Raw genomic sequence first — 21,445 nt, forward strand, 5'->3', positions numbered from 1 at the left:
CGTGCTTCCCGGCAGGACTCGGCGTAAGTCACGGTAGTTGCCTGCTGACTTCCGTCCATGCCTGAGCCGCGCTTGCATACCTGTCTTCTCGCGCCGGATTTGTCATTTTTAGCAGGATTTTTGAGAGGTCGATAGACAATTCCTCCTTGGCTGCCAGGCGCAAGTCGTCTGCCGCCCCTTCAAAATATTCAGACCCAAGAGCGGCCTGCAGCATCGTGACTCCGAGTTGATAGAGATCCACGTCAACGTCCCACGTGACCCCCAAGCCGTCCGGCGGATGATAGCCGGGGGTGGCACTGCGGGTGAGAATCTGCTCCGAAGCCCGCACGGAGATGTTGAAGTCAATCAGAACCGCGCCGCGTTCTGAAATGATGACGTTCTCCGGCTTAATGTCTCGGTGAATGAACCCGTGTCTGGCTTCCTCGAGACGGATGAGGTCACGGGCGCTGATTTCGTTATGCCGCCGAAGTTGCTGTACCAGGACATCATCTGGGTGGAACTCTCTCATTGCTGACAACATGTCTCTGAGCCACTTCATGCAATCATTTTCACTAGCCCTGGTGGACCTTGTGCAGAAGTGCCTAAGAGGCTTGCCGCTCAGCAACTCCATCGCCATGTAGACGGCGCCGTCATCGCTCTTCCCGTGGTCAATGACACGCACCACGTTCGGATGGTCGATCTCTTGGAGAGGTTCAACTTCACGCTGCAGAGCGCTGAGTAGGCCGTTGTCGAACACCTTGAGAGCAACTCTTTCGCCGCCGGTGGACGTACGGGCCTCGTAAACCTTCGCGAATCCTCCTGGAGAACCAATTGAGGAAATGATCTCATAGCTGTCAACCCTGGAGCCAGGGGGCAAATGCTTACTCGTCGGCTCCGCGGCTCTGCGCTCCTTTTGCTTCTGCAGGAATGTCTGCAGAATTTCAATCTGTAGACTTGTGCAACTTTCAGGGTTTACGCAAATCCCGTAACCCACCAAGTGGGCTGTATCCTTAGGGAACGCCGTCACACATTCTCTGAATTCTCCAATCCTTCCGTGAGCCAGGAGCTCCAGCAGGTAGTACTCGTCCTCGTACTGCTCCTCAAGAATCGCCACGATCTGACTGAGTAGTGAACTCTTCTCTACGAGAAACCTGTCGATGGCGGATACGACATCCGCCTGTGTGACACTGAATTTTACGTCTCCCTCGGGCCGGGCGGAATGAATGATCGAGCCTAGCGACCTAACCAGGGCAGGGTGTCCGCCTGTTGCGCTAGCCAGCCTCTCCAACGCTGCGGTTTCCCAGCTGAGTCCCATTTTGTGCCCGAGGGTAATGAGGAGGGCATCCACCTCATCCTTTGCCAATGGGTGCAAATATTGCACCTTGAAGTAATTGTATACCGGGTTCTCGCGCCCTCCGATAGTGCTCACCTCGAACGCGCTGGGGTTGGTTCCGGTCACAAAGTAACTCAGCCTGTTAGGGAATTGCTGATCCAATCCGCGTAGCAACCGCCAGATCCGCACGAAGGAAGAGCCCCATTCCGATCCCGGGGTGGATGGAGAGAGTAGCTCGACCTCGTCGAGCATCATGACGATGGATCGGCTCGTCTTTTGGACGATCTCCCTAATGTCGTGATCAAACAACTCGAATACCGCACTCTTGTCTGGAATCGACGAGAAAAGTCTGTATCGTCCAAAAAGTTGGAGCGTGGTGATGTTCCGAATGTGGCGATGGGAATCGTAGATCGACTCTCCGAGACTCCACAGGAGATTTTCTGCGGACGGTTCGATGGCGTCGATTCGCTCGATGTCGACGTGCCCGATGTAGGAATCTCCAGTTGTTTGCAGCGTAGAGCGGAGCTTGTAAAGCATAGAAGTCTTGCCGATCTTACGCAGACCGAATAGTCCTACGTGTCGGCCACCGCGCCGCAGGCTGGTTGCGATCTCGCTCACCATTCCGCGACGGCCAAAGAAGTCTTCAGCCCTTGTGACGGCCGACGGTAGGTCGTAAAGATCTCGCACGTAAAGTCTACGCTGCATGGCTTCGATGAAGCTAGACGGCCCGTACGGTGAGTAAGAGGAAAAATCTTCTGCGTCAAATCCGAGGAAAATTGTGTCCAGAGTTTCTGCCGTCTCCGATACGTGACGCATCGTGTTGGAGTCCAGGGTTACGATGATCGCGAAATCTTCGCAGAGTCGAGGCCGCTCTTCGCTGATGATTTGCTCTGCTTGCGTGACAGTTCTGGCCTGAAACTCGGAGGATTCTACTACCCACACCAAGACCTCCCTTGCAGTTCCAAAGAGGTCCCTCAAGCGTTGGGGCAGTTTCAGAAAAAGAGACCAACGCTTCCCTTCGGCCTCTTCGTTGACCCACACGATATTGAAGCCTGCGGCCCGAAGCACGTTTGCGATCTTGGTGCGCAGTTCGCTCCGGCTGAGGAACCGAGCGATCCTCTGCTGGTCGACGGCCATAGTCCCCCCTGTGGACTCCAGTGGCACAAGCCAGATGTATGCAGATTCTTGCCCATCCAAGAGCCTTTGACCACAGCCTCTCTGCAGGAAGGATTTATGGCCTGGGCTCCGGTTGCCGAGGCCGGCGGCGAGGTCCGCGGGGGGAGGGGCGCCGAACGCACGGCAGCATGCTCGACGGAGGGTCCACGACTATGGGGCTGACCACATCCGGTGAACGGTCGCACTCCGGTGCTCTCGGAAAACTAGGCCGAGCGAGCAGGACGTGAACGTTCAGTTCGTCACCGATCTCCTCGGTGAGGTGCTGTGGGTCTCGTCCGCGCTACCGGGCCGAGCGCACGAGTTCACCTCGGTCCGCACCCACCACGTGCTACGGATCGAAGAGCGACAAGGTGTATCGGCTCGCCCGTTGCCGAGGTCCCTCGCACCCTGTCTAAGGTCCTTCCAGTTCCCAGGCCTACCTGCGGCGATGCGCCAAGATCCCGTCCACGCCTCGTCCACAGATCCCGGCATACGCCCGCTCCGGGCCGCACATGCCTGCACATACGCGAAGACCCCGCTCTCAGCGTTTCCGCTGGTGACGGGGTCTTTGGGCACCTAATCCGTGGTGCCCCCGGCAGGATTCGAACCTGCGCACACGGCTCCGGAGGCCGTTGCTCTATCCCCTGAGCTACGGGGGCGTGTCGGTCGCGGTGATCGCGGCGACGGGTAGAACACTACCAGTTCCGCGGGGGTGGTCATGAACCACTTTCCGCGCCGGCCGAGGTCGGTCCGGTGTGCAGCCGGTCGCCCTGCCGACGGCGGTCCGACGTGCGGCGCGTCGCCCGGACGGGGTGGAAGTGGGGAAACGCCGGACGCGGTGGCCGGTCCCGACCTACTCTCGAGTCGTGCCGAGCACTTCGGGCCGGGTTCTTGTGGTCGACGACAACAAGGTCATCCGGCAGTTGATCAGGGTCAACCTCGAGCTGGAGGGCTTCGAGGTGGTGACCGCGGCCGATGGTGCCGAGTGTCTGGAAGTCGTGCATCAGGTGCGGCCCGACCTCATCACCCTGGACGTCGTCATGCCCCGCCTCGACGGGCTCAGAACCGCCGGGCGCCTGCGGTCCGATCCCCGTACCGCCCACGTCCCCCTCGTCGTCGTCAGTGCCTGCACCCAGCACGAGGTCGAGGGCGGGCTCGACGTCGGCGTCGACGCTTTTCTCGCCAAGCCCTTCGATCCGCAGGAGCTTGTCCGGCTCGTCCGCGCGCTCGTCGCAGATCCTTTCGGGCGCGTGCGCGGGCCCGGTGACGCCGAGGCCGCCGCCGGGCACGCCGGCAGCTGAGAACCGCAGGTCCGGCCGTGTCCACGTGCGTCCACATCCCGGGACAGGCGCCAAACCTGTTCGCCTACCCACCCCCCTCCTCGCCTACGCTGGTCCCGTGACCCCCGTCGAGCTCTCCCGCACCGTGCTGCACGCGGTGCGCCGTGCCGTCGACGAGGGAGACCTCGCCGTGGCCGTGCCCGAGCGGGTCGTCGTCACGCCCCCCGGGCCCGGAGGCTGCGGCGACTACGCCACCAACGTCGCCCTCCAGCTCGCCCGCCCCGCCGGGCAGCCCGCCCCCGCCGTCGCCGAGCTGCTACGCACCCGACTGCTCCGTACCGACGGGATCAGCGACGTCGTCGTCTCCGGGCCAGGGTTCCTCAACATCTCCCTCGGGAGCGCCGCGTCCGTCGAGGTCGTGCGTGAGGTGCTGAGGTGCGGGGGCCGGTACGGGCACGGAGACTCCCTCGCCGGGGAGGGAGTCGTACGGCTGGTCGCGGCCCGCGAAGTGCGCGCTGTCGTTCAGCTCGATGCCATCGCCCGGGTCCTCCGGTCGCAGGGCGCCCTCGTGCACACCGAGTGCGTGGGGCCGCTCCCGGCCGAGTGGGGGAGCGTGCTGGACGTACATGTCGACGGCGTCCGCGGCGAGAACGCCGCGGTCGGTGTCCGGCCCGTTCCCGCGCCCTCCGATCCGCTCCCCCTCGGTCGTGACGCCGCCCGCTGGGCCCTGCTGCATCCCGCGCCGCACGACCGGCCCCGCATCGGGGACGAGCATCTGGTGCAGCGTGAGAGCAACCCTCTGTTCCGGGTGCGGTACGCGCATGCCCGGAGCCGGGCGGTTGTGCGTAATGCCGCCGATCTCGGGTTCGGGGCAGAGCCGGGCGTCGTGGCGGACCAGCCGGCGCTGTACCAGGCCCTCGCCGACCACCCCCGCGTCCTCGCCGCCACCGCCGCGCACCGCGCCCCCGACCGGCTCGCCCGGCATCTCGTCGCCGTCGCCGACGCCCTCGCGCCGCTGCTGCCCGTCATGCTGCCCCTCGGTGAGGAGAAACCCTCGGCCGCCCACCGTGCCCGGCTCGCCCTCGCCGAAGCCGCCGGGACGGTGCTGGCCGGCGGCCTGTCCCTGCTCGGCATCGACGCACCCGAACATCTCTAGGAAGCCCAAGACCTGCCATGAGCCGTTCCGCACACCCCGCCGGGCCCCGTCACGCCGACGTCCTCCCCGAGGGGCACTACTCCGCGCCGCCCGCCGACCTCAACGCCCTCGACCCCAAGGTGTGGGCGCAGACCGTCACCCGTGACGCCGACGGCGTGCTCACCGTCGGCGGGATCGACGTCAAGCGGATCGCCGAGGAGTACGGCACCCCCGCCTACGTCCTCGACGAGGACGACTTCCGCTCCCGGGCGCGCGCCTGGAGCACCGCCTTCGGCGAGAACGCCGACGTGTTCTACGCGGGCAAGGCGTTCCTGTCCCGCGCCGTCGTGCGGTGGCTGAACGAGGAGGGGCTGAACCTCGACGTCTGCTCCGGCGGCGAGCTGGCCACCGCCCTGTCCGCCGGCATGCCCGCCGAGCGCATCGCCTTCCACGGCAACAACAAGTCCGTCGCCGAGATCCGCCGGGCCGTCGAGGCCGGCGTCGGGCGGATCGTCCTCGACTCCTTCCAGGAGATCGTCCGCGTCGCCCACATCGCCCGCGAGCTGGGCACCCGGCAGCGGGTGCAGATCCGTATCACCGTCGGTGTCGAGGCGCACACCCACGAGTTCATCGCCACCGCCCACGAGGACCAGAAGTTCGGCATCCCGCTGGCCGGCGGGCAGGCCGCGGAGGCCGTGCGGCGGGCGCTCCAGCTCGACGGGCTCGAGGTCATCGGCATCCACTCGCACATCGGGTCGCAGATCTTCGACATGTCCGGCTTCGAGGTCGCCGCGCACCGCGTGGTCGGGCTGCTCAAGGACATCCGCGACGAGCACGGCGTCGAGCTGCCGGAGATCGACCTCGGCGGCGGCCTCGGCATCGCCTACACCAGCGACGACGACCCCCGCGAGCCGCACGAGATCGCCAAGGCGCTCACCGAGATCGTCACCCGCGAGTGCGAGGCCGCGAAGCTGCGCACCCCCCGTATCTCCGTCGAGCCGGGGCGCGCGATCGTCGGCCCGACCGCGTTCACGCTCTACGAGGTGGGCACCGTCAAGCAGCTCGACGGGCTGCGGACGTACGTCTCCGTCGACGGCGGCATGTCGGACAACATCCGCACCGCCCTGTACGACGCCGAGTACAGCGTCTCCCTCGTCTCCCGCTCCTCCGACGCCGAGCCCATGCTCACCCGGGTCGTCGGCAAGCACTGCGAGAGCGGTGACATCGTGGTGAAGGACGCGTTCCTGCCGGGTGACCTGGCACCGGGTGACCTGATCGCCGTGCCGGCGACCGGGGCGTACTGCCGGTCCATGGCCAGCAACTACAACCACGTGCTGCGGCCGCCGGTGGTCGCCGTCAAGGACGGTCAGGCGCGGATCATCGTGCGGCGGGAGACGGAGGAGGACCTGCTCCGGCTCGACGTCGGCTGAGACGCCCCCGAACGGGGCCCCGAACAGGGCGTCCGCGCCGGCGGAAGATCTTTCGCCGGCGCGGTCATGGAAATGAAATAGATGTCTCACGATCCGGACTTCGCGCAGAAAGTCCCGTTCGGTGAGTGAGACTGGTGCAACCGAGACGGTAATCAGGAAACGAGGTCGGATGATGCGTACGCGTCCGCTGAAGGTGGCGCTGCTGGGCTGTGGAGTGGTCGGCTCAGAGGTGGCGCGCATCATGACGACGCACGCCGACGACCTCGCCGCCCGCATCGGGGCCCCGGTGGAGCTCGCCGGGGTCGCCGTACGGCGCCCGGACAAGGTGCGCGAGGGCATCGACCCCTCCCTGGTCACCACCGACGCCACCGCCCTGGTCAAACGCGGCGACCTCGACATCGTCGTGGAGGTCATCGGCGGCATCGAGCCCGCCCGGACCCTCATCACCACCGCCTTCGAGCACGGCGCCTCCGTCGTCTCCGCCAACAAGGCCCTCCTCGCCCAGGACGGCGCCGCGCTGCACGCCGCCGCCGAGGAGCAGGGCAAGGACCTCTACTACGAGGCCGCCGTGGCCGGCGCCATCCCGCTGATCCGCCCGCTGCGCGAGTCCCTCGCCGGCGACAAGGTCAACCGGGTGCTCGGCATCGTCAACGGCACCACCAACTTCATCCTCGACAAGATGGACAGCACGGGGGCGGGGTATCAGGAGGCCCTCGACGAGGCCACCGCGCTCGGGTACGCCGAGGCCGACCCGACCGCCGACGTCGAGGGCTTCGACGCCGCCGCCAAGGCCGCCATCCTCGCCGGGATCGCCTTCCACACCCGCGTGCGCCTCGACGACGTCCACCGCGAGGGCATGACCGAGGTGACGGCCGCGGACTTCGCCTCCGCCAAGGAGATGGGCTGCACCATCAAGCTGCTCGCCATCTGCGAGCGGGCCGAGGACGGCGCGTCCGTCACCGCGCGCGTGCACCCGGCGATGATCCCGCTCAGCCACCCCCTGGCCTCCGTGCGGGGCGCCTACAACGCCGTGTTCGTCGAGTCGGACGCCTCCGGCCAGCTGATGTTCTACGGCCCCGGCGCCGGCGGCGCGCCGACCGCCTCCGCGGTGCTCGGCGACCTGGTCGCCGTCGCCCGCCACCGGATCAACGGGACCACCGGTCCCGGCGAGTCCGCGTACGCGGCGCTGCCCGTCTCGCCGATGGGCGAGGTCGTCACGCGCTACCACATCAGCCTGGACGTGGCCGACAAACCGGGTGTGCTCGCCCAGGTCGCCACCGTGTTCGCGGAGCACGGTGTCTCGATCGACACGGTCCGCCAGCAAGGCAAGGACGGGGAGGCGTCGCTCGTCGTCGTCACCCACCGTGCGTCCGACGCGGCCCTCGGCGGGACCGTGGAGGCGTTGCGCAAGCTCGACACCGTGCGTGGTGTCGCCAGCATCATGCGGGTTGAAGGAGAGTAACCAGCAATGACCCACCAGTGGCGCGGAATCATCGAGGAGTACCGGGACCGGCTTCCGGTGTCGGACACCACGCCGGTCGTGACGCTCCGTGAGGGCGGTACGCCGCTCGTGCCCGCGCAGGTGCTCTCCGAGCGCACCGGCTGCGAGGTCCACCTCAAGGTCGAGGGCGCGAACCCGACCGGGTCCTTCAAGGACCGCGGCATGACCATGGCCATCTCGCGGGCGAAGGAGGAGGGCGCCAAGGCGGTCATCTGCGCCTCCACCGGCAACACCTCCGCCTCCGCCGCCGCGTACGGCGTGCGCGCCGGCATGGTCTCCGCCGTGCTGGTGCCGCAGGGCAAGATCGCGCTGGGCAAGATGGGCCAGGCCCTGGTGCACGGCGCGAAGATCCTCCAGGTCGACGGCAACTTCGACGACTGCCTCACGCTGGCCCGCGCGCTGAGCGACAACTACCCGGTGGCGCTGGTCAATTCGGTCAATCCGGTGCGCATCGAGGGGCAGAAGACGGCCGCCTTCGAGATCGTGGACATGCTGGGCGACGCCCCCGACATCCACGTCCTGCCGGTGGGCAACGCGGGCAACATCACCGCGTACTGGAAGGGCTACAAGGAGTACGCCGTCGACGGCGTCAGCACCCGGACCCCGCGTATGTGGGGCTACCAGGCGTCCGGCAGCGCGCCGATCGTGCGCGGCGAGGTGGTCAAGGACCCGTCGACCATCGCCACGGCCATCCGCATCGGCAACCCCGCCTCGTGGGACTTCGCGCTCGCCGCTCGCGACGAGTCGGGCGGTCACATCGAGGAGGTGACGGACCGTGAGATCCTGCGCGCCTACCGGCTGCTGGCCTCCCAGGAGGGCGTCTTCGTGGAGCCCGCGTCCGCCGCGTCGGTGGCCGGTCTGCTGAAGGCGGCCGAGCAGGGCAAGGTCGATCCCGGACAGAGGATCGTCTGCACCGTCACCGGCAACGGTCTGAAGGACCCCGACTGGGCCGTCGCCGGCGCCCCGCAGCCGGTCACCGTCCCGGTCGACGCCGCCACGGCCGCCCAGCGGCTCGGTCTCGCCTGACCCACGGCGGCCCTGGCTCGTCCCGCCCACGGCGACTTGCCTCGTGCGGCCCACGGCGGCCCGGGCTCGTCCGGCCCGTGCGAATCCGCGCGCTCCCGGCGACGCGGATCCGCGCAACCGGCGTAAGGACGCGCCTGCCTGGGGACGCTCACCACAGGGGGTGCACAGGGGGCTTTCGACACGCATCGTGCGCCTCCTGTGCGCCCTATGTCGCAGGTGAACCTTCCTTCGATAGGCTGTACTGAACCCGCCCGCCGCATATGCCGCGGTAGTGCGTCGTCCCCGTGGTCCCCGCCAGTGACCCGGGGCGGCCCGCAAGCGGCCGGCCAGCCCGGCCGGCGGCGGCCCCAGGGTTCTCGTACGCCATCGAATGTCCATCGAACGTCATTCGACAGTCCACGCAGCTCAAGGAGAGTCTTCGAGCGATGGCCGGTCCCGCGTTCCGCGCCGCCGCCGTCCGGGTGCGCGTCCCCGCCACCAGCGCCAACCTCGGCCCGGGCTTCGACGCCCTCGGCCTCGCGCTGGGCCTCTACGACGACGTCGTCGTCCGGGTGGCGGACTCCGGGCTGCACATCGACATCGCCGGTGAGGGCAGTGAGACCCTCCCGCGGGACGAGCGCCACCTTCTCGTACGCTCCCTGCGCACCGCCTTCGACCTGCTCGGCGGACAGCCGCGCGGGCTGGAGATCGTCTGCGCCAACCGCATCCCGCACGGCCGGGGCCTCGGCTCCTCGTCGGCCGCCATCTGCGCCGGGATCGTCGCCGCGCGCGCCGTCACGATAGGCGCCGACGCCAAGCTCGACGACACCGCGCTGCTGGAGCTGGCCACCGAGATCGAGGGCCACCCCGACAACGTCGCGGCCTGCCTGCTCGGCGGGTTCACCCTGTCCTGGCTGGAGGGCGGCGCCGCCCGGGCGATCAGGATGGAGCCCGCCGAATCCATCGTTCCGGTGGTCTTCGTGCCCGCGAAGCCGGTCCTCACCGAGACCGCGCGCGGACTGCTCCCGCGCACCGTGCCGCATGTCGACGCCGCCGCCAACGCGGGCCGGGCGGCCCTGCTCGTCGAGGCGCTGACCCGGCGCCCCGAACTGCTGCTGCCCGCCACCGAGGACCGTCTGCACCAGGAGTACCGCGCCCCGGCCATGCCGGAGAGCGCCGCACTGGTGGAGCGGCTGCGCGGGGACGGAATCCCCGCCGTGATCTCCGGCGCCGGACCCACGGTGATGGCGCTGGCCGACGCGGGCACGGCCGACAAGGTCGAAGCACTGGCCGGCACCGACTGGGCCGCGAACCGGCTCGGGCTCGACGTCCAGGGAGCGAGCGTCCTTCCGCTCGCCACCTGACACGGTTGCCGGATTTGGAGAGGGGGAATGTTTGTTGGATCCGGTAGTGTTAACCTCAGGTCTGCACCCGACCCCACCATGGCGAGGTGCCTCGTGTCCCCGTCCGGGACAGACATTCTTCCGGGAGCCCCCCAAGCCGCACTGTGCTCACTGCGACGTACGCAGGCCGTACGTGGTACGCGAACACTGAACGGCCCGCCAGTGGGGGTACCCCCTCTGGGGGAGCTTCGGAACCGGTGCGACCGCGCCACGTGACACTGGGTGCCACGGCTCGAGGTAGCGCCATCACCAGATATCTCTTCCGCCGCTGAGGCGGACCACCGCCCCGGCACGGTCCACACACCAGGGAACGATGCCGGACAGCACAACCGGTCGCCGAGCCAGACAGGCCGACGTCCGCTCCAGGGAAGGACCCTTCGTGAGCGACACCACCGATCTGATGGGCGCACGTGTCGAGGAGACCGCTGCCGCGCCCGCCACGGACGCTTCCGCGCCTGCCACCGGTGCCGGCTCCCGGCGGCGCCGCGGTACCGGCCTCGAGGGCATGGTGCTGGCCGAGCTGCAGCAGGTCGCATCCGGCCTCGGTATCAGGGGCACCGCGCGGATGCGCAAGAGCCAGCTGATCGAGGTCATCAAGGAGGCGCAGGCCGCGGGTTCGGGTGCCCCCTCCGCGGACGCCCCGGCCAAGGCCGAGGCCGCCGGCGAGACCAAGCCCAAGCGCCGCGCCACCTCCCGCACCCGCACGGGCGACACGGCCGAGAAGGCGGAGAAGGCCGGCAAGAAGGCCGAGGCCAAGGACGAGCAGGCGCCCGCCGACAAGGCCGCGGCCCAGCAGCAGATCGACATCCCCGGCCAGCCCTCGCCGAAGGCCTCCGACACCGAGCAGGCCGCCGAGAGCGCCCCCGCCGAGCGTCGCCGCCGTCGCGCCACCGCCGAGGCCGGCGCCCCGTCCGCCGCGACCGAGACGATCACGGCCGAGGCGAAGACCGACACCAAGAACGACAGCCCGGCGCAGCAGCAGGGTGAGGGCAAGTCCGACCAGGACGGCGGCGAGGGCCGCCGCCGCGACCGGCGCGACCGCGGCCGCGACCGTGACCGCGGCGACCGAGGTGACCGCGGCGACCGAGGTGACCGCGGCGACCGAGGTGACCGCGGCGACCGAGGTGACCGCGGCGACCGAGGTGACCGCGGCGACCGTGGTGACCGTGGTGACCGCGGCGACCGCCGGGGCAAGGGCGACGACCAGCAGCAGAGCCAGGGCGGCGGCCGTCAGCAGAACCAGCAGGGTGGCGGGGGCCGTCAGGACGACGGGTACGACGACGACGGAAGCGGCCGCCGTGGCCGTCGTGGCCGCTACCGCGACCGCCGTGGCCGCCGTGGCCGCGACGAGGTGCAGGAGCCGCAGATCAACGAGGACGACGTCCTGATCCCGGTCGCGGGCATCCTGGACATCCTCGACAACTACGCCTTCATCCGGACCTCCGGCTACCTGCCCGGCCCGAACGACGTGTACGTCTCCCTCGCCCAGGTCCGCAAGAACGGTCTGCGCAAGGGCGACCACATCACCGGTGCGGTCCGCCAGCCCAAGGAAGGCGAGCGGCGCGAGAAGTTCAACGCGCTGGTCCGCCTGGACTCCGTCAACGGCATGGCGCCCGAACACGGCCGTGGCCGCCCGGAGTTCAACAAGCTGACCCCGCTGTACCCGCAGGACCGGCTCCGTCTGGAGACCGACCCGGGCGTGCTGACCACGCGGATCATCGACCTCGTGTCGCCGATCGGCAAGGGCCAGCGCGGTCTGATCGTGGCCCCGCCGAAGACCGGCAAGACCATGATCATGCAGGCGGTCGCCAACGCGATCACCCACAACAACCCCGAGTGCCACCTGATGGTCGTCCTCGTCGACGAGCGTCCGGAAGAGGTCACCGACATGCAGCGGTCGGTGAAGGGCGAGGTCATCTCCTCGACCTTCGACCGCCCGGCCGAGGACCACACCACGGTCGCCGAGCTCGCCATCGAGCGCGCCAAGCGCCTGGTGGAGCTGGGTCACGACGTCGTCGTGCTGCTCGACTCGATCACGCGCCTGGGCCGTGCGTACAACCTCGCCGCCCCGGCCTCCGGCCGCATCCTGTCCGGTGGTGTCGACTCGACCGCCCTGTACCCGCCGAAGCGCTTCTTCGGTGCGGCCCGCAACATCGAGGACGGCGGCTCGCTGACCATCCTCGCCACCGCCCTGGTGGACACCGGGTCCCGCATGGACGAGGTGATCTTCGAGGAGTTCAAGGGCACCGGCAACATGGAGCTCAAGCTCGACCGGAAGCTCGCCGACAAGCGCATCTTCCCCGCGGTGGACGTCGACGCGTCCGGCACCCGTAAGGAAGAGATCCTGCTCGGCAGCGACGAGCTGGCCATCACCTGGAAGCTGCGCCGGGTGCTGCACGCGCTCGACTCGCAGCAGGCGATCGAACTGCTTCTCGACAAGATGAAGCAGACCAAGTCGAACGCCGAGTTCCTGATGCAGATCCAGAAGACGACGCCGACGCCGGGCAACGGCGACTGACGTCACCCCTTCTCGGGCCCTCGCGCGGGCACGACGAACGGCCGTCCCTTCACGGGACGGCCGTTTTTCGTGCACAGATGTGGTCGGACAGGTGTACGATCACGCTGCTCCGGGCTCTCCTTGAACAGGATTTAGAGCCCGAACTCAGCATCCCGAGGGGGGAATTGCATGGATACACCCATGTCCGGACCCGGCCGTCGCAGACGCCGGTTCGCCGTCGTCGCGGCCGGTGCCGCCGCGGCCGTCGGCGCGGCGCTGCTGTCGGCGCCGGCCGCCCAGGCCGCACCCGCGCCGCCGCGGCCGACGGTCGCTCCGGCGATGGAGTCGCCGTCCCAGGCCGAACTGGTCCGCCGCATCGTCGGCTCGATGGCGGCTGACGAGGCCGCGCGCGCGAAGGACAAGGCGCCGCTCACCACGAGCGGCAAGACCGGGTCCGGCATCGACGCGAAGATCATCGGTGGCACCACCACCACGATCGCCTCCGCGCCCTGGATGGCGCAGCTGCACTACTACGACCCGGTCAACGGCATCAGCTTCTTCTGCGGCGGCACCGTCGTCGCGCCGACGAAGATCCTCACCGCCGCGCACTGCGTCAAGGGCTACAACTGGTACCAGAACGGCGCCGTCGTCACGGGCACCGCCCAGCTGCCGTCCGCGGGCGGCGACCTGCACGGCGGCACCGCCACCGGTGTCTGGCGGCAGTGGAACAACCCGGCCTACAACGCGGACACCATCGACAACGACATCGCGCTGCTCACGCTGCCGGTGCCGGTGAAGGCGACCCCGCTGCGCATGACGACCGCGGGCGACACCGCCTCGTACGCGGCCGGCACCACCGCCCGGGTCTACGGCTGGGGGCGCACCACCTCCACCAACGACGAGATCTCCGAGGTCCTGAAGACGGCGTCGCTGCCGATCCAGTCGGACGCCACCTGCGGCGGCGCCTGGGGCAGCGACTACGTCCGCGGCCACATGGTCTGCGCGGGCAACCCGGCCACCGGCAGCGACGCCGGTACGACGACGGCCTGCAACGGCGACTCCGGCGGCCCGCTGGTGGTCAACAACCGGATCGTCGGCGTCGTCTCCTGGGGCGTCGAGGACTGCGTGGCGAGCGGCGCCTACGGCGTCTTCACCAAGGTGACCAGCTACGTCGGCGTCACCTACCCGCGCATCGACGACACCGACATCAACGGTGACCACCGCGCGGACCTGTGGGCCCGCAAGAAGTCCACGGGTGTCGGCTACTCACGGAACTCGCTGACCTCCAAGTTCGCCGCCCAGGAGGAGTGGGGGGACTGGAGGGGCGTCAACGTCGTCCTGCAGACCGACCTCGACCGCGACGGCTACCAGGACCTCGTCTACCGCGCCACCGACGGGACCCTGTACTGGGCGCACTACGTGATCTCCAGCAACAGCTGGGCCACCAAGCGGCTCAGCACCGGCTGGAAGTCCGTCCGCCAGATCGTCACCCCCGGTGACGTGACCGGCGACTACGTGCCCGATCTGCTGATGGTGGACTCCGCGGGCGTCCTGTGGACGTACCCGGGCAAGGGCAACGGCACCTTCTCGGCCCGTCTGAAGACGGGCACGGGCTGGGCCGGGTTCGACGTCCTGCGCGGTCACGGTGACTTCACCGGCGACGGCCGCACGGACCTCGTGGCCCGTGTCCGCAGCACCGGCGACCTGTACCTGTACAAGGGCACCGGCAAGGCCGGCTCCGGCTCCTTCACCGGCCGGACCAAGCTGGCCACGTGGAAGAGCACCACGTACAACGCGATCGTCACGGTCGGCGACGTCAGCGGCGACGGCAAGGCGGACCTGCTGGCCCGCACGCCGAGCGGCACGCTGTACGCCTACCGCGGCACCGGCCGCAACGCCGCGCCGTTCTTCTCGGCGCGGGTCTCCATGGGCACCGGCTACCAGAATTACGACCTGCTGGGCTGAGCCTCCGCCCGTCCGTGAGCACCACGGGGGTGGCCCCGGGAATGATCCCGGGGCCACCCCCGTTTTGGGAGACGGCGCCAGTCCTGGCAGACTGGTACGTCGGCCCCGGTTCACGCCCCGCATCCCGCGGATGCGACCCGGTGCCCTCCCGGAATTTAGGAGACACCTTGAAGCGCGACATCCACCCCGAGTACGTCGAGACGCAGGTCAGCTGCACCTGTGGCGCGTCGTTCACCACCCGCAGCACGATCACCGGCGGCAACATCCGCGCCGAGGTCTGCTCCGAGTGCCACCCGTTCTACACGGGCAAGCAGAAGATCCTCGACACCGGTGGCCGTGTGGCCCGCTTCGAGGCCCGCTTCGGCAAGGCTGCCGGCTCCAAGAAGTAGCGAGCCTCCAATCGCCGGTCCACGGCCACGCCCCCCGCCCGGGGGCAGGCCGGGACCGGCGTTTTTGGTCGCCCGCCCTTCACCCACGTACCAGCAGGAGCCCAAGATGTTCGAGGCCGTCGAGGAACTCGTCGCCGAGCACGCCGACCTGGAGAAGAAGCTCGCCGACCCGTCGGTCCACGCCGATCAGGCCAACGCGCGCAAGCTGAACAAGCGCTACGCCGAGCTCACCCCGATCGTCGCCACGTACCGCTCCTGGAAGCAGCACGGCGACGACATCGAGACCGCGCGCGAACTGGGCGCCGACGACCCGGAGTTCGCCGCCGAGGTCAAGGACCTTGAGGCGCGGCGCGAGGAGCTCACCGAGAAGCTGCGGCTGCTGCTGGTCCCGCGCGACCCCAGCGACGACAAGGACGTCATCCTCGAGATCAAGGCGGGCGCGGGAGGCGACGAGTCCGCCCTGTTCGCCGGTGACCTGCTGCGCATGTACCTGCGCTACGCCGAGCGCGTCGGCTGGAAGACCGAGATCATCGACGCCACCGAGTCCGAGCTGGGCGGCTACAAGGACGTCCAGGTCGCCGTGAAGTCCCGCGGCCAGATCGAACCCGGCCAGGGCGTGTGGGCCCGGATGAAGTACGAGGGCGGGGTGCACCGCGTGCAGCGGGTGCCCGCCACCGAGTCGCAGGGCCGCATCCACACCTCGGCCGCGGGCGTCCTGGTGACCCCCGAGGCGGAGGAGGTCGACGTCGAGATCAACCCGAACGACCTGCGCATCGACGTCTACCGCTCGTCCGGCCCCGGCGGGCAGTCGGTCAACACCACCGACTCCGCCGTGCGCATCACGCACCTGCCGACCGGTGTCGTCGCCTCCTGCCAGAACGAGAAGAGCCAGTTGCAGAACAAGGAGCAGGCACTGCGTATCCTGCGCTCCAGGCTCCTCGCCGCGGCGCAGGAGGAGGCGGAGCGGGAGGCCGCCGACGCCCGCCGAAGCCAGGTCCGCACCGTCGACCGCTCCGAGAAGATCCGCACGTACAACTACCCGGAGAACCGCATCTCGGACCACCGCGTCGGCTTCAAGGCGTACAACCTGGACCAGGTCCTGGACGGCGACCTCGACTCGGTGATCCAGGCCTGCGTCGACGCGGACTCGGCCGCCAAGCTCGCCGCCGCGTAAGAACCCGAAGACAGTCCGGAGGACCAGCGTGCAGCAACACATTGGGGGGCGACCCCCAAACCCCCGCGGCGTGCTGCTCGCCGAGGTGGCCCAGGCCACCCAGCGGCTCGCCGACGCGGGCGTGCCCTCGCCGCGCACCGACGCGGAGGAGCTCGCCGCGTTCGTGCACGGCGTCAAGCGCGGCGAGCTGCACACGGTGAAGGACTCCGACTTCGACGCCCGGTACTGGGAGGTCATCGCCCGCCGTGAGGCCCGCGAGCCGCTCCAGCACATCACCGGCCGGGCGTACTTCCGCTACCTGGAGCTCCAGGTCGGTCCCGGGGTGTTCGTGCCCCGCCCGGAGACCGAGTCGGTGGTCGGGTGGGCCATAGACGCCGTGCGCGCGATGGACGTCGTCGAGCCGTGCATCGTCGACCTGTGCACCGGCTCCGGCGCGATCGCCCTCGCGCTCGCCCAGGAGGTGCCCCGGTCCCGCGTGTACGCCGTGGAGCTGTCCGAGGACGCCCTCAGGTGGACCCGCAGGAACATGGAGGGGTCCAGGGTCGAACTGCGCCAGGGCGACGCCCTGACGGCCTTCCCGGACCTGGACGGCCAGGTCGACCTGGTGGTCTCCAACCCGCCCTACATCCCGCTCACCGAGTGGGAGTACGTCGCCCCCGAGGCCCGTGACTACGACCCCGAGCTCGCGCTGTTCTCCGGTGAGGACGGCCTGGAGCTGATCCGGGGCCTGGAACGCACCGCGCACCGGCTGCTGCGCCCCGGCGGGGTGGTCGTCGTCGAGCACGCCGACACGCAGGGCGGCCAGGTGCCGTGGATCTTCGCCGAGGACCGCGGCTGGACCGACGCGGCCGACCACCCCGACCTGAACAACCGCCCCCGGTTCGCCACCGCACGCAAGGCGCTGCCGTGACCGGCACGGCGCATACTTCTTCCCCCCAGCAGCACGTGTACGAGGAGGCCCGCTAGATGGCTCGGCGATACGACACCAACGACGCGACCGACCGCACGACCGGTCTGCGCGAGGCCGCGTCCGCCGTGCGCCGGGGCGAGCTCGTGGTGCTGCCGACCGACACGGTGTACGGCATCGGCGCCGACGCGTTCAGCTCCGAGGCCGTCGGCGACCTGCTGCAGGCCAAGGGCCGCGGCCGCAACATGCCGAGCCCCGTCCTCATCGGCTCCCCGAACACCTTGCACGGCTTGGTCACCGACTTCTCGGAGATGGCCTGGGAACTGGTCGACGCGTTCTGGCCGGGCGCGCTGACGCTGGTCGCCCGCCACCAGCCGTCGCTCCAGTGGGACCTCGGCGACACCCGCGGCACCGTCGCGGTGCGCATGCCACTGCACCCCGTGGCCATCGAACTGCTCACCGAGGTCGGCCCGATGGCCGTCTCCTCCGCCAACCTCAGCGGCCACCCGGCGCCGGAGAACTGCGACGCCGCGCAGGAGATGCTCGGCGACTCCGTCTCCGTCTACCTGGACGGCGGGCCCACCCCGGGCAACGTGCCGTCGTCCATCGTCGACGTGACCCGCCCGGTGCCGGTGCTGCTGCGCGAGGGCGCCCTCTCGCCCGACGAACTGCGCAAGGTGGTACCCGACCTCGAGGTGGCGAATTGACGGCCCCTGAGGCGGGGCGTGGCATAGGCAACGGGGAATCCGACGCGGAGGTGACGACGACCTTCGGGTTTCCGCGCGACAGCTTCCGCATCCTCCACGTCAGCACCGGAAACGTGTGCCGCTCGCCCATCACCGAGCGGCTGACCCGGCATTTCGTGCACCAGCGCCTCGGTGTCCTGGGCGGCGGGCTGATCGTCGAGAGCGCCGGCACCTGGGGGCACGAGGGCGCGCCGATGGAGTCCCACGCGGAGACCGTGCTGGGGGAGTACGGCGCGGACGCCTCCGGCTTCACGGGCCGGGAGCTGCTCGACGAGCACGTCATCCGCGCCGACCTCGTGCTGACCGCGACCCGCGACCACCGCGCCCAGGTCATCTCCATGGGCCACTCGGCGGGGCTGCGCACCTTCACGCTGAAGGAGTTCACCCGCCTGGTCGACGCGATCGACCCGGCGACCCTGCCGCCCCTGGAGGACGGGCTGGTCATGCGCGCCCGCGCCCTGGTCCGCGCCGCCGCCGCCCTGCGCGGCTGGCTCCTGGCGCCCACGGCCGAGGCGGACGAGGTCCACGACCCGTACGGCGCCCCGCTGTCCTTCTTCCGCTCCATCGGCGACGAGATACACCAGGCGCTGGACCCGGTGGTGACGGCGCTGACCGGAGTGCCGGCGCGGACCTGAGCGGCCGGCCGCCTCCCGGACGAAGCGACGGGCCGCCTCCGACGACGGGTGCAGGAACACGGGCGCACCGGGACGGGCGGGCCTACATTGGTCGTACGTCAGTGCCGACGTCCGGGAGTCCACGATGACGGTCACCCATGCGCTCGAGGCCGATGTCCTGCGCCGGCAGGACCCCGAGCTCGCCGAGGTGCTGCTCGGCGAGCGCGAGCGGCAGGCGGCCACGCTGCAGCTGATCGCCGCCGAGAACTTCATGTCACCGGCCGTGCTGGCCGCCCTCGGCTCGCCGCTGGCCAACAAGTACGCCGAGGGCTACCCGGGCAACCGCCACCACGGCGGCTGCGAGATCGTCGACGTCGCCGAGCGCCTCGCCGTGGACCGCGCCAAGGCGCTGTTCGGGGCCGCCCACGCCAACGTGCAGGCGCACTCCGGCTCCTCCGCCGTGCTCGCCGCCTACGCCGCCCTGCTGCGCCCCGGCGACACCGTCCTCGCCCTCGGCCTGCCGTACGGCGGTCACCTCACCCACGGCTCGCCGGTGAACTTCTCCGGCCGCTGGTTCGACTTCGTCGGCTACGGGGTGGACGCGGAGAGCGGCCTGATCGACCACGAGCAGGTGCGCACCCTCGCCCGCGCCCACCGCCCCAAGGCGATCGTGTGCGGCTCCATCGCCTACCCCCGCCACATCGATTACGCGTTCTTCCGCGAGATCGCCGACGACGTGGGCGCCTACCTCATCGCGGACGCGGCGCACCCGATGGGGCTGATCGCCGGGGGAGCGGCGCCCAGTCCGGTGCCGTACGCGGACATCGTGTGCGCGACCACGCACAAGGTGCTGCGGGGGCCGCGCGGCGGGATGATCCTCTGCGGCGAGGAGCTGGCCGAGCGCGTGGACCGGGCGGTGTTCCCCTTCACCCAGGGCGGCGCGCAGATGAACACCATCGCCGCCAAGGCGGTCGCCTTCGGCGAGGCGGCGACCCCGGCGTTCGCCGCGTACGCCCACCAGGTGGTGACCAACGCGCGGGCGCTGGCCGCCGGGCTCGCCGCCGAGGGGCTGGTGGTCACCACCGGCGGCACCGACACCCACCTGATCACCGCCGACCCGTCCCCGCTCGGCGTCGACGGACGCACCGCGCGGGGCCGGCTGGCGGCGGCGGGCCTGGTCCTTGACTGCTGCGCCCTGCCGCACGACGACGACCGCGGGCTGCGCCTGGGCACGGCGGCGGTCACCACACAGGGCATGGGCACCCGCGAGATGACGCTGGTCGCCGGGCTGCTGGCGAGCGTGCTGCGCGGCGGTACGGATCCGGCGCGGGCCCGGGAGGACGTGCGGGAGCTGGTGGCGGCCTTCCCGCCGTACCCCCGCTGAGCGGGGCCGGACGGGGGGAGCGGCCGCGGGCACGGCCGTCCGTGCAACCATCGTCGGTACCCGGAAGTCCCCACTCCTATGCGCCCCTCGCTAGGGTGTGGGGCTGTGAAGGCCAGCGAGATCTGTGGGGAAGCCCGTGCGTGAATACCTGCTGACGCTCTGCATCACGGCCGCGGTGACGTACCTCCTGACGGGACCGGTGCGGAAGTTCGCGATCGTGGCGGGGGCGATGCCGGAGATCCGGGCACGTGACGTGCACCGGGAGCCCACTCCGCGGCTCGGCGGGATCGCGATGTTCTTCGGTCTGTGCGCGGGCCTGCTGGTCGCCGACCACCTCACCAACCTCGACCAGCTCTTCGAGAACTCCAACGAGCCACGCGCGCTGCTCTCCGGGGCCGCGTTGATCTGGCTGATCGGTGTGCTGGACGACAAGTTCGAGATCGACGCCCTGATCAAGCTGGGCGGGCAGATGATCGCCGCCGGCGTGATGGTCATGCAGGGTCTGACGATCCTGTGGCTGCCGATCCCGGGTGTCGGCTCGGTCGCGCTCACCCAGTGGCAGGGCACGCTCCTCACCGTCGCCCTGGTCGTCATCACCATCAACGCGGTCAACTTCGTGGACGGGCTGGACGGTCTCGCGGCCGGCATGGTGTGCATCGCGGCGGCCGCGTTCTTCCTGTACGCCTACCGCATCTGGTACTCGTACGGCATCGAGGCGGCCGCCCCGGCGACGCTGTTCGCGGCCATCCTGATGGGCATGTGCCTGGGCTTCCTGCCGCACAACATGCACCCGGCGCGGATCTTCATGGGTGACTCCGGCTCGATGCTGATCGGCCTGGTGCTGGCGGCCGGCGCGATCTCCGTCACGGGCCAGGTGGACCCGGACGCGCTGAAGCTGTTCGCCGGTTCGGAGAAGGAGGCCGTGCACCAGACGGTGCCGGTCTACATCCCGCTGCTGCTGCCGCTGACCATCATCGCGGTGCCGGCGGCCGACCTGATCCTGGCGATCGTCCGGCGCACCTGGCGCGGGCAGTCGCCGTTCGCGGCGGACCGCGGGCACCTGCACCACCGGCTGCTGGAGATCGGCCACTCGCACAGCCGGGCGGTGCTGATCATGTACTTCTGGTCGGCGCTGATCGCCTTCGGCGCGCTCACCTACTCGGTGAACTCCGCGTCGATGTGGATCGTGCTGAGTGTGGTGATCCTCTCCACCCTCGGGCTGGTGCTGCTTCTGCTGCCCCGCTTCACCCCGCGTGCCCCGCGCTGGGCGGAGGCCGTCGTGCCGCCGCGCTACCGGCGCAGGAGGACGGCCGGGACCGAGGGGAGCGAGGACGCCCCGGAGCCGGGCGGAGAGCCCGCCCAGGGCCCGGAGGAGGCCTCCGAGGCCCGTACGCCGGTGGCGGCGGGTGTCGCCGGTGTCAACGGCGCGAGTGCCGTGGGACCCCGCGCACGCCTGGCCGACCGTTCACGGGCAAGGTAAGAATCCGACTAGAGCATTGCCAAGTCGTGGTGCTTCGATGGGGCGGCGTTGGGGTCACGAATCGCGCC

General features: G+C 69.6%; 16 protein-coding genes and 1 tRNA gene. 15 read left to right on the forward strand and 2 right to left on the reverse strand.

Annotation, left to right across the window (positions count from 1 at the left end; translation table 11 throughout):
* Window positions 1–28: 28 nt before the first annotated feature.
* Together B100_RS0111090 and B100_RS0111095 are read right to left on the reverse strand one after the other, a co-directional pair.
* Window positions 29–2,449: a serine/threonine-protein kinase gene (locus B100_RS0111090; RefSeq protein WP_024884502.1), complete on the reverse strand. Its 2,421-nt coding sequence runs from the start codon at window positions 2,447–2,449 to the stop codon at window positions 29–31.
* A 602-nt stretch (window positions 2,450–3,051) separates the two neighbouring features.
* Window positions 3,052–3,126 (reverse strand) — tRNA-Arg (locus B100_RS0111095).
* Window positions 3,127–3,279: 153 nt separating this feature from the next.
* On the opposite strand from B100_RS0111095, the gene B100_RS0111100 reads away from it, so the two are divergent.
* The 15 genes from B100_RS0111100 to B100_RS0111170 all read left to right on the forward strand — a co-directional run bounded on the left by B100_RS0111100 (window position 3,280) and on the right by B100_RS0111170 (window position 21,377).
* The gene (locus tag B100_RS0111100) at window positions 3,280–3,768 is read left to right on the forward strand and encodes a response regulator (protein ID WP_486585624.1); all 489 of its coding nucleotides are present in this window, start codon (window positions 3,280–3,282) and stop codon (window positions 3,766–3,768) included.
* A 97-nt stretch (window positions 3,769–3,865) separates the two neighbouring features.
* Window positions 3,866–4,903, forward strand: a complete 1,038-nt coding sequence (nrtL, locus tag B100_RS0111105; RefSeq protein ID WP_024884504.1) for an ArgS-related anticodon-binding protein NrtL — start codon at window positions 3,866–3,868, stop codon at window positions 4,901–4,903.
* A 17-nt stretch (window positions 4,904–4,920) separates the two neighbouring features.
* Complete coding sequence (gene lysA, locus B100_RS0111110; protein ID WP_024884505.1) at window positions 4,921–6,312, forward strand: diaminopimelate decarboxylase; 1,392 nt, start codon at window positions 4,921–4,923, stop codon at window positions 6,310–6,312.
* 169 nt (window positions 6,313–6,481) lie between these two features.
* On the forward strand, window positions 6,482–7,774 hold the full coding sequence (locus B100_RS0111115; RefSeq protein WP_024884506.1) for a homoserine dehydrogenase: 1,293 nt from the start codon (window positions 6,482–6,484) through the stop codon (window positions 7,772–7,774).
* A 6-nt stretch (window positions 7,775–7,780) separates the two neighbouring features.
* Complete coding sequence (gene thrC, locus B100_RS0111120) at window positions 7,781–8,839, forward strand: threonine synthase (RefSeq protein ID WP_024884507.1); 1,059 nt, start codon at window positions 7,781–7,783, stop codon at window positions 8,837–8,839.
* A gap of 425 nt (window positions 8,840–9,264) precedes the next feature.
* Entirely contained in the window at window positions 9,265–10,182 is a 918-nt protein-coding gene (gene thrB / locus B100_RS0111125) for a homoserine kinase (RefSeq protein WP_024884508.1), read from the forward strand.
* A gap of 418 nt (window positions 10,183–10,600) precedes the next feature.
* The gene (rho, locus tag B100_RS0111130) at window positions 10,601–12,739 is read left to right on the forward strand and encodes a transcription termination factor Rho (protein ID WP_024884509.1); all 2,139 of its coding nucleotides are present in this window, start codon (window positions 10,601–10,603) and stop codon (window positions 12,737–12,739) included.
* A gap of 180 nt (window positions 12,740–12,919) precedes the next feature.
* Window positions 12,920–14,683, forward strand: coding sequence for a trypsin-like serine protease (locus B100_RS0111135; RefSeq protein ID WP_024884510.1), 1,764 nt, complete (start codon window positions 12,920–12,922; stop codon window positions 14,681–14,683).
* A 167-nt stretch (window positions 14,684–14,850) separates the two neighbouring features.
* A complete protein-coding gene (rpmE, locus tag B100_RS0111140) occupies window positions 14,851–15,072 on the forward strand; it encodes a 50S ribosomal protein L31 (RefSeq protein WP_024884511.1) in 222 nt (73 codons plus the stop codon).
* A gap of 106 nt (window positions 15,073–15,178) precedes the next feature.
* On the forward strand, window positions 15,179–16,246 hold the full coding sequence (prfA, locus tag B100_RS0111145) for a peptide chain release factor 1 (protein ID WP_024884512.1): 1,068 nt from the start codon (window positions 15,179–15,181) through the stop codon (window positions 16,244–16,246).
* Between the two features lie 70 nt (window positions 16,247–16,316).
* Window positions 16,317–17,156 carry a peptide chain release factor N(5)-glutamine methyltransferase gene (prmC, locus tag B100_RS0111150; protein WP_024884513.1) on the forward strand — a complete coding sequence of 280 codons (840 nt, stop codon included), beginning with the start codon at window positions 16,317–16,319 and terminating at the stop codon, window positions 17,154–17,156.
* Between the two features lie 56 nt (window positions 17,157–17,212).
* Window positions 17,213–17,860: an L-threonylcarbamoyladenylate synthase gene (locus B100_RS0111155; protein WP_024884514.1), complete on the forward strand. Its 648-nt coding sequence runs from the start codon at window positions 17,213–17,215 to the stop codon at window positions 17,858–17,860.
* Window positions 17,857–18,534, forward strand: coding sequence for a low molecular weight phosphatase family protein (locus B100_RS0111160; protein WP_024884515.1), 678 nt, complete (start codon window positions 17,857–17,859; stop codon window positions 18,532–18,534). The genes B100_RS0111155 and B100_RS0111160 overlap by 4 nt, the downstream gene beginning before the upstream one ends.
* 124 nt (window positions 18,535–18,658) lie before the next feature.
* Window positions 18,659–19,897, forward strand: coding sequence for a serine hydroxymethyltransferase (locus B100_RS0111165; protein ID WP_024884516.1), 1,239 nt, complete (start codon window positions 18,659–18,661; stop codon window positions 19,895–19,897).
* A gap of 136 nt (window positions 19,898–20,033) precedes the next feature.
* Window positions 20,034–21,377, forward strand: coding sequence for an undecaprenyl/decaprenyl-phosphate alpha-N-acetylglucosaminyl 1-phosphate transferase (locus tag B100_RS0111170; RefSeq protein ID WP_024884517.1), 1,344 nt, complete (start codon window positions 20,034–20,036; stop codon window positions 21,375–21,377).
* The last annotated feature ends 68 nt before the right edge of the window (window positions 21,378–21,445 follow it).

This window comes from Streptomyces sp. CNH189 (assembly GCF_000527195.1).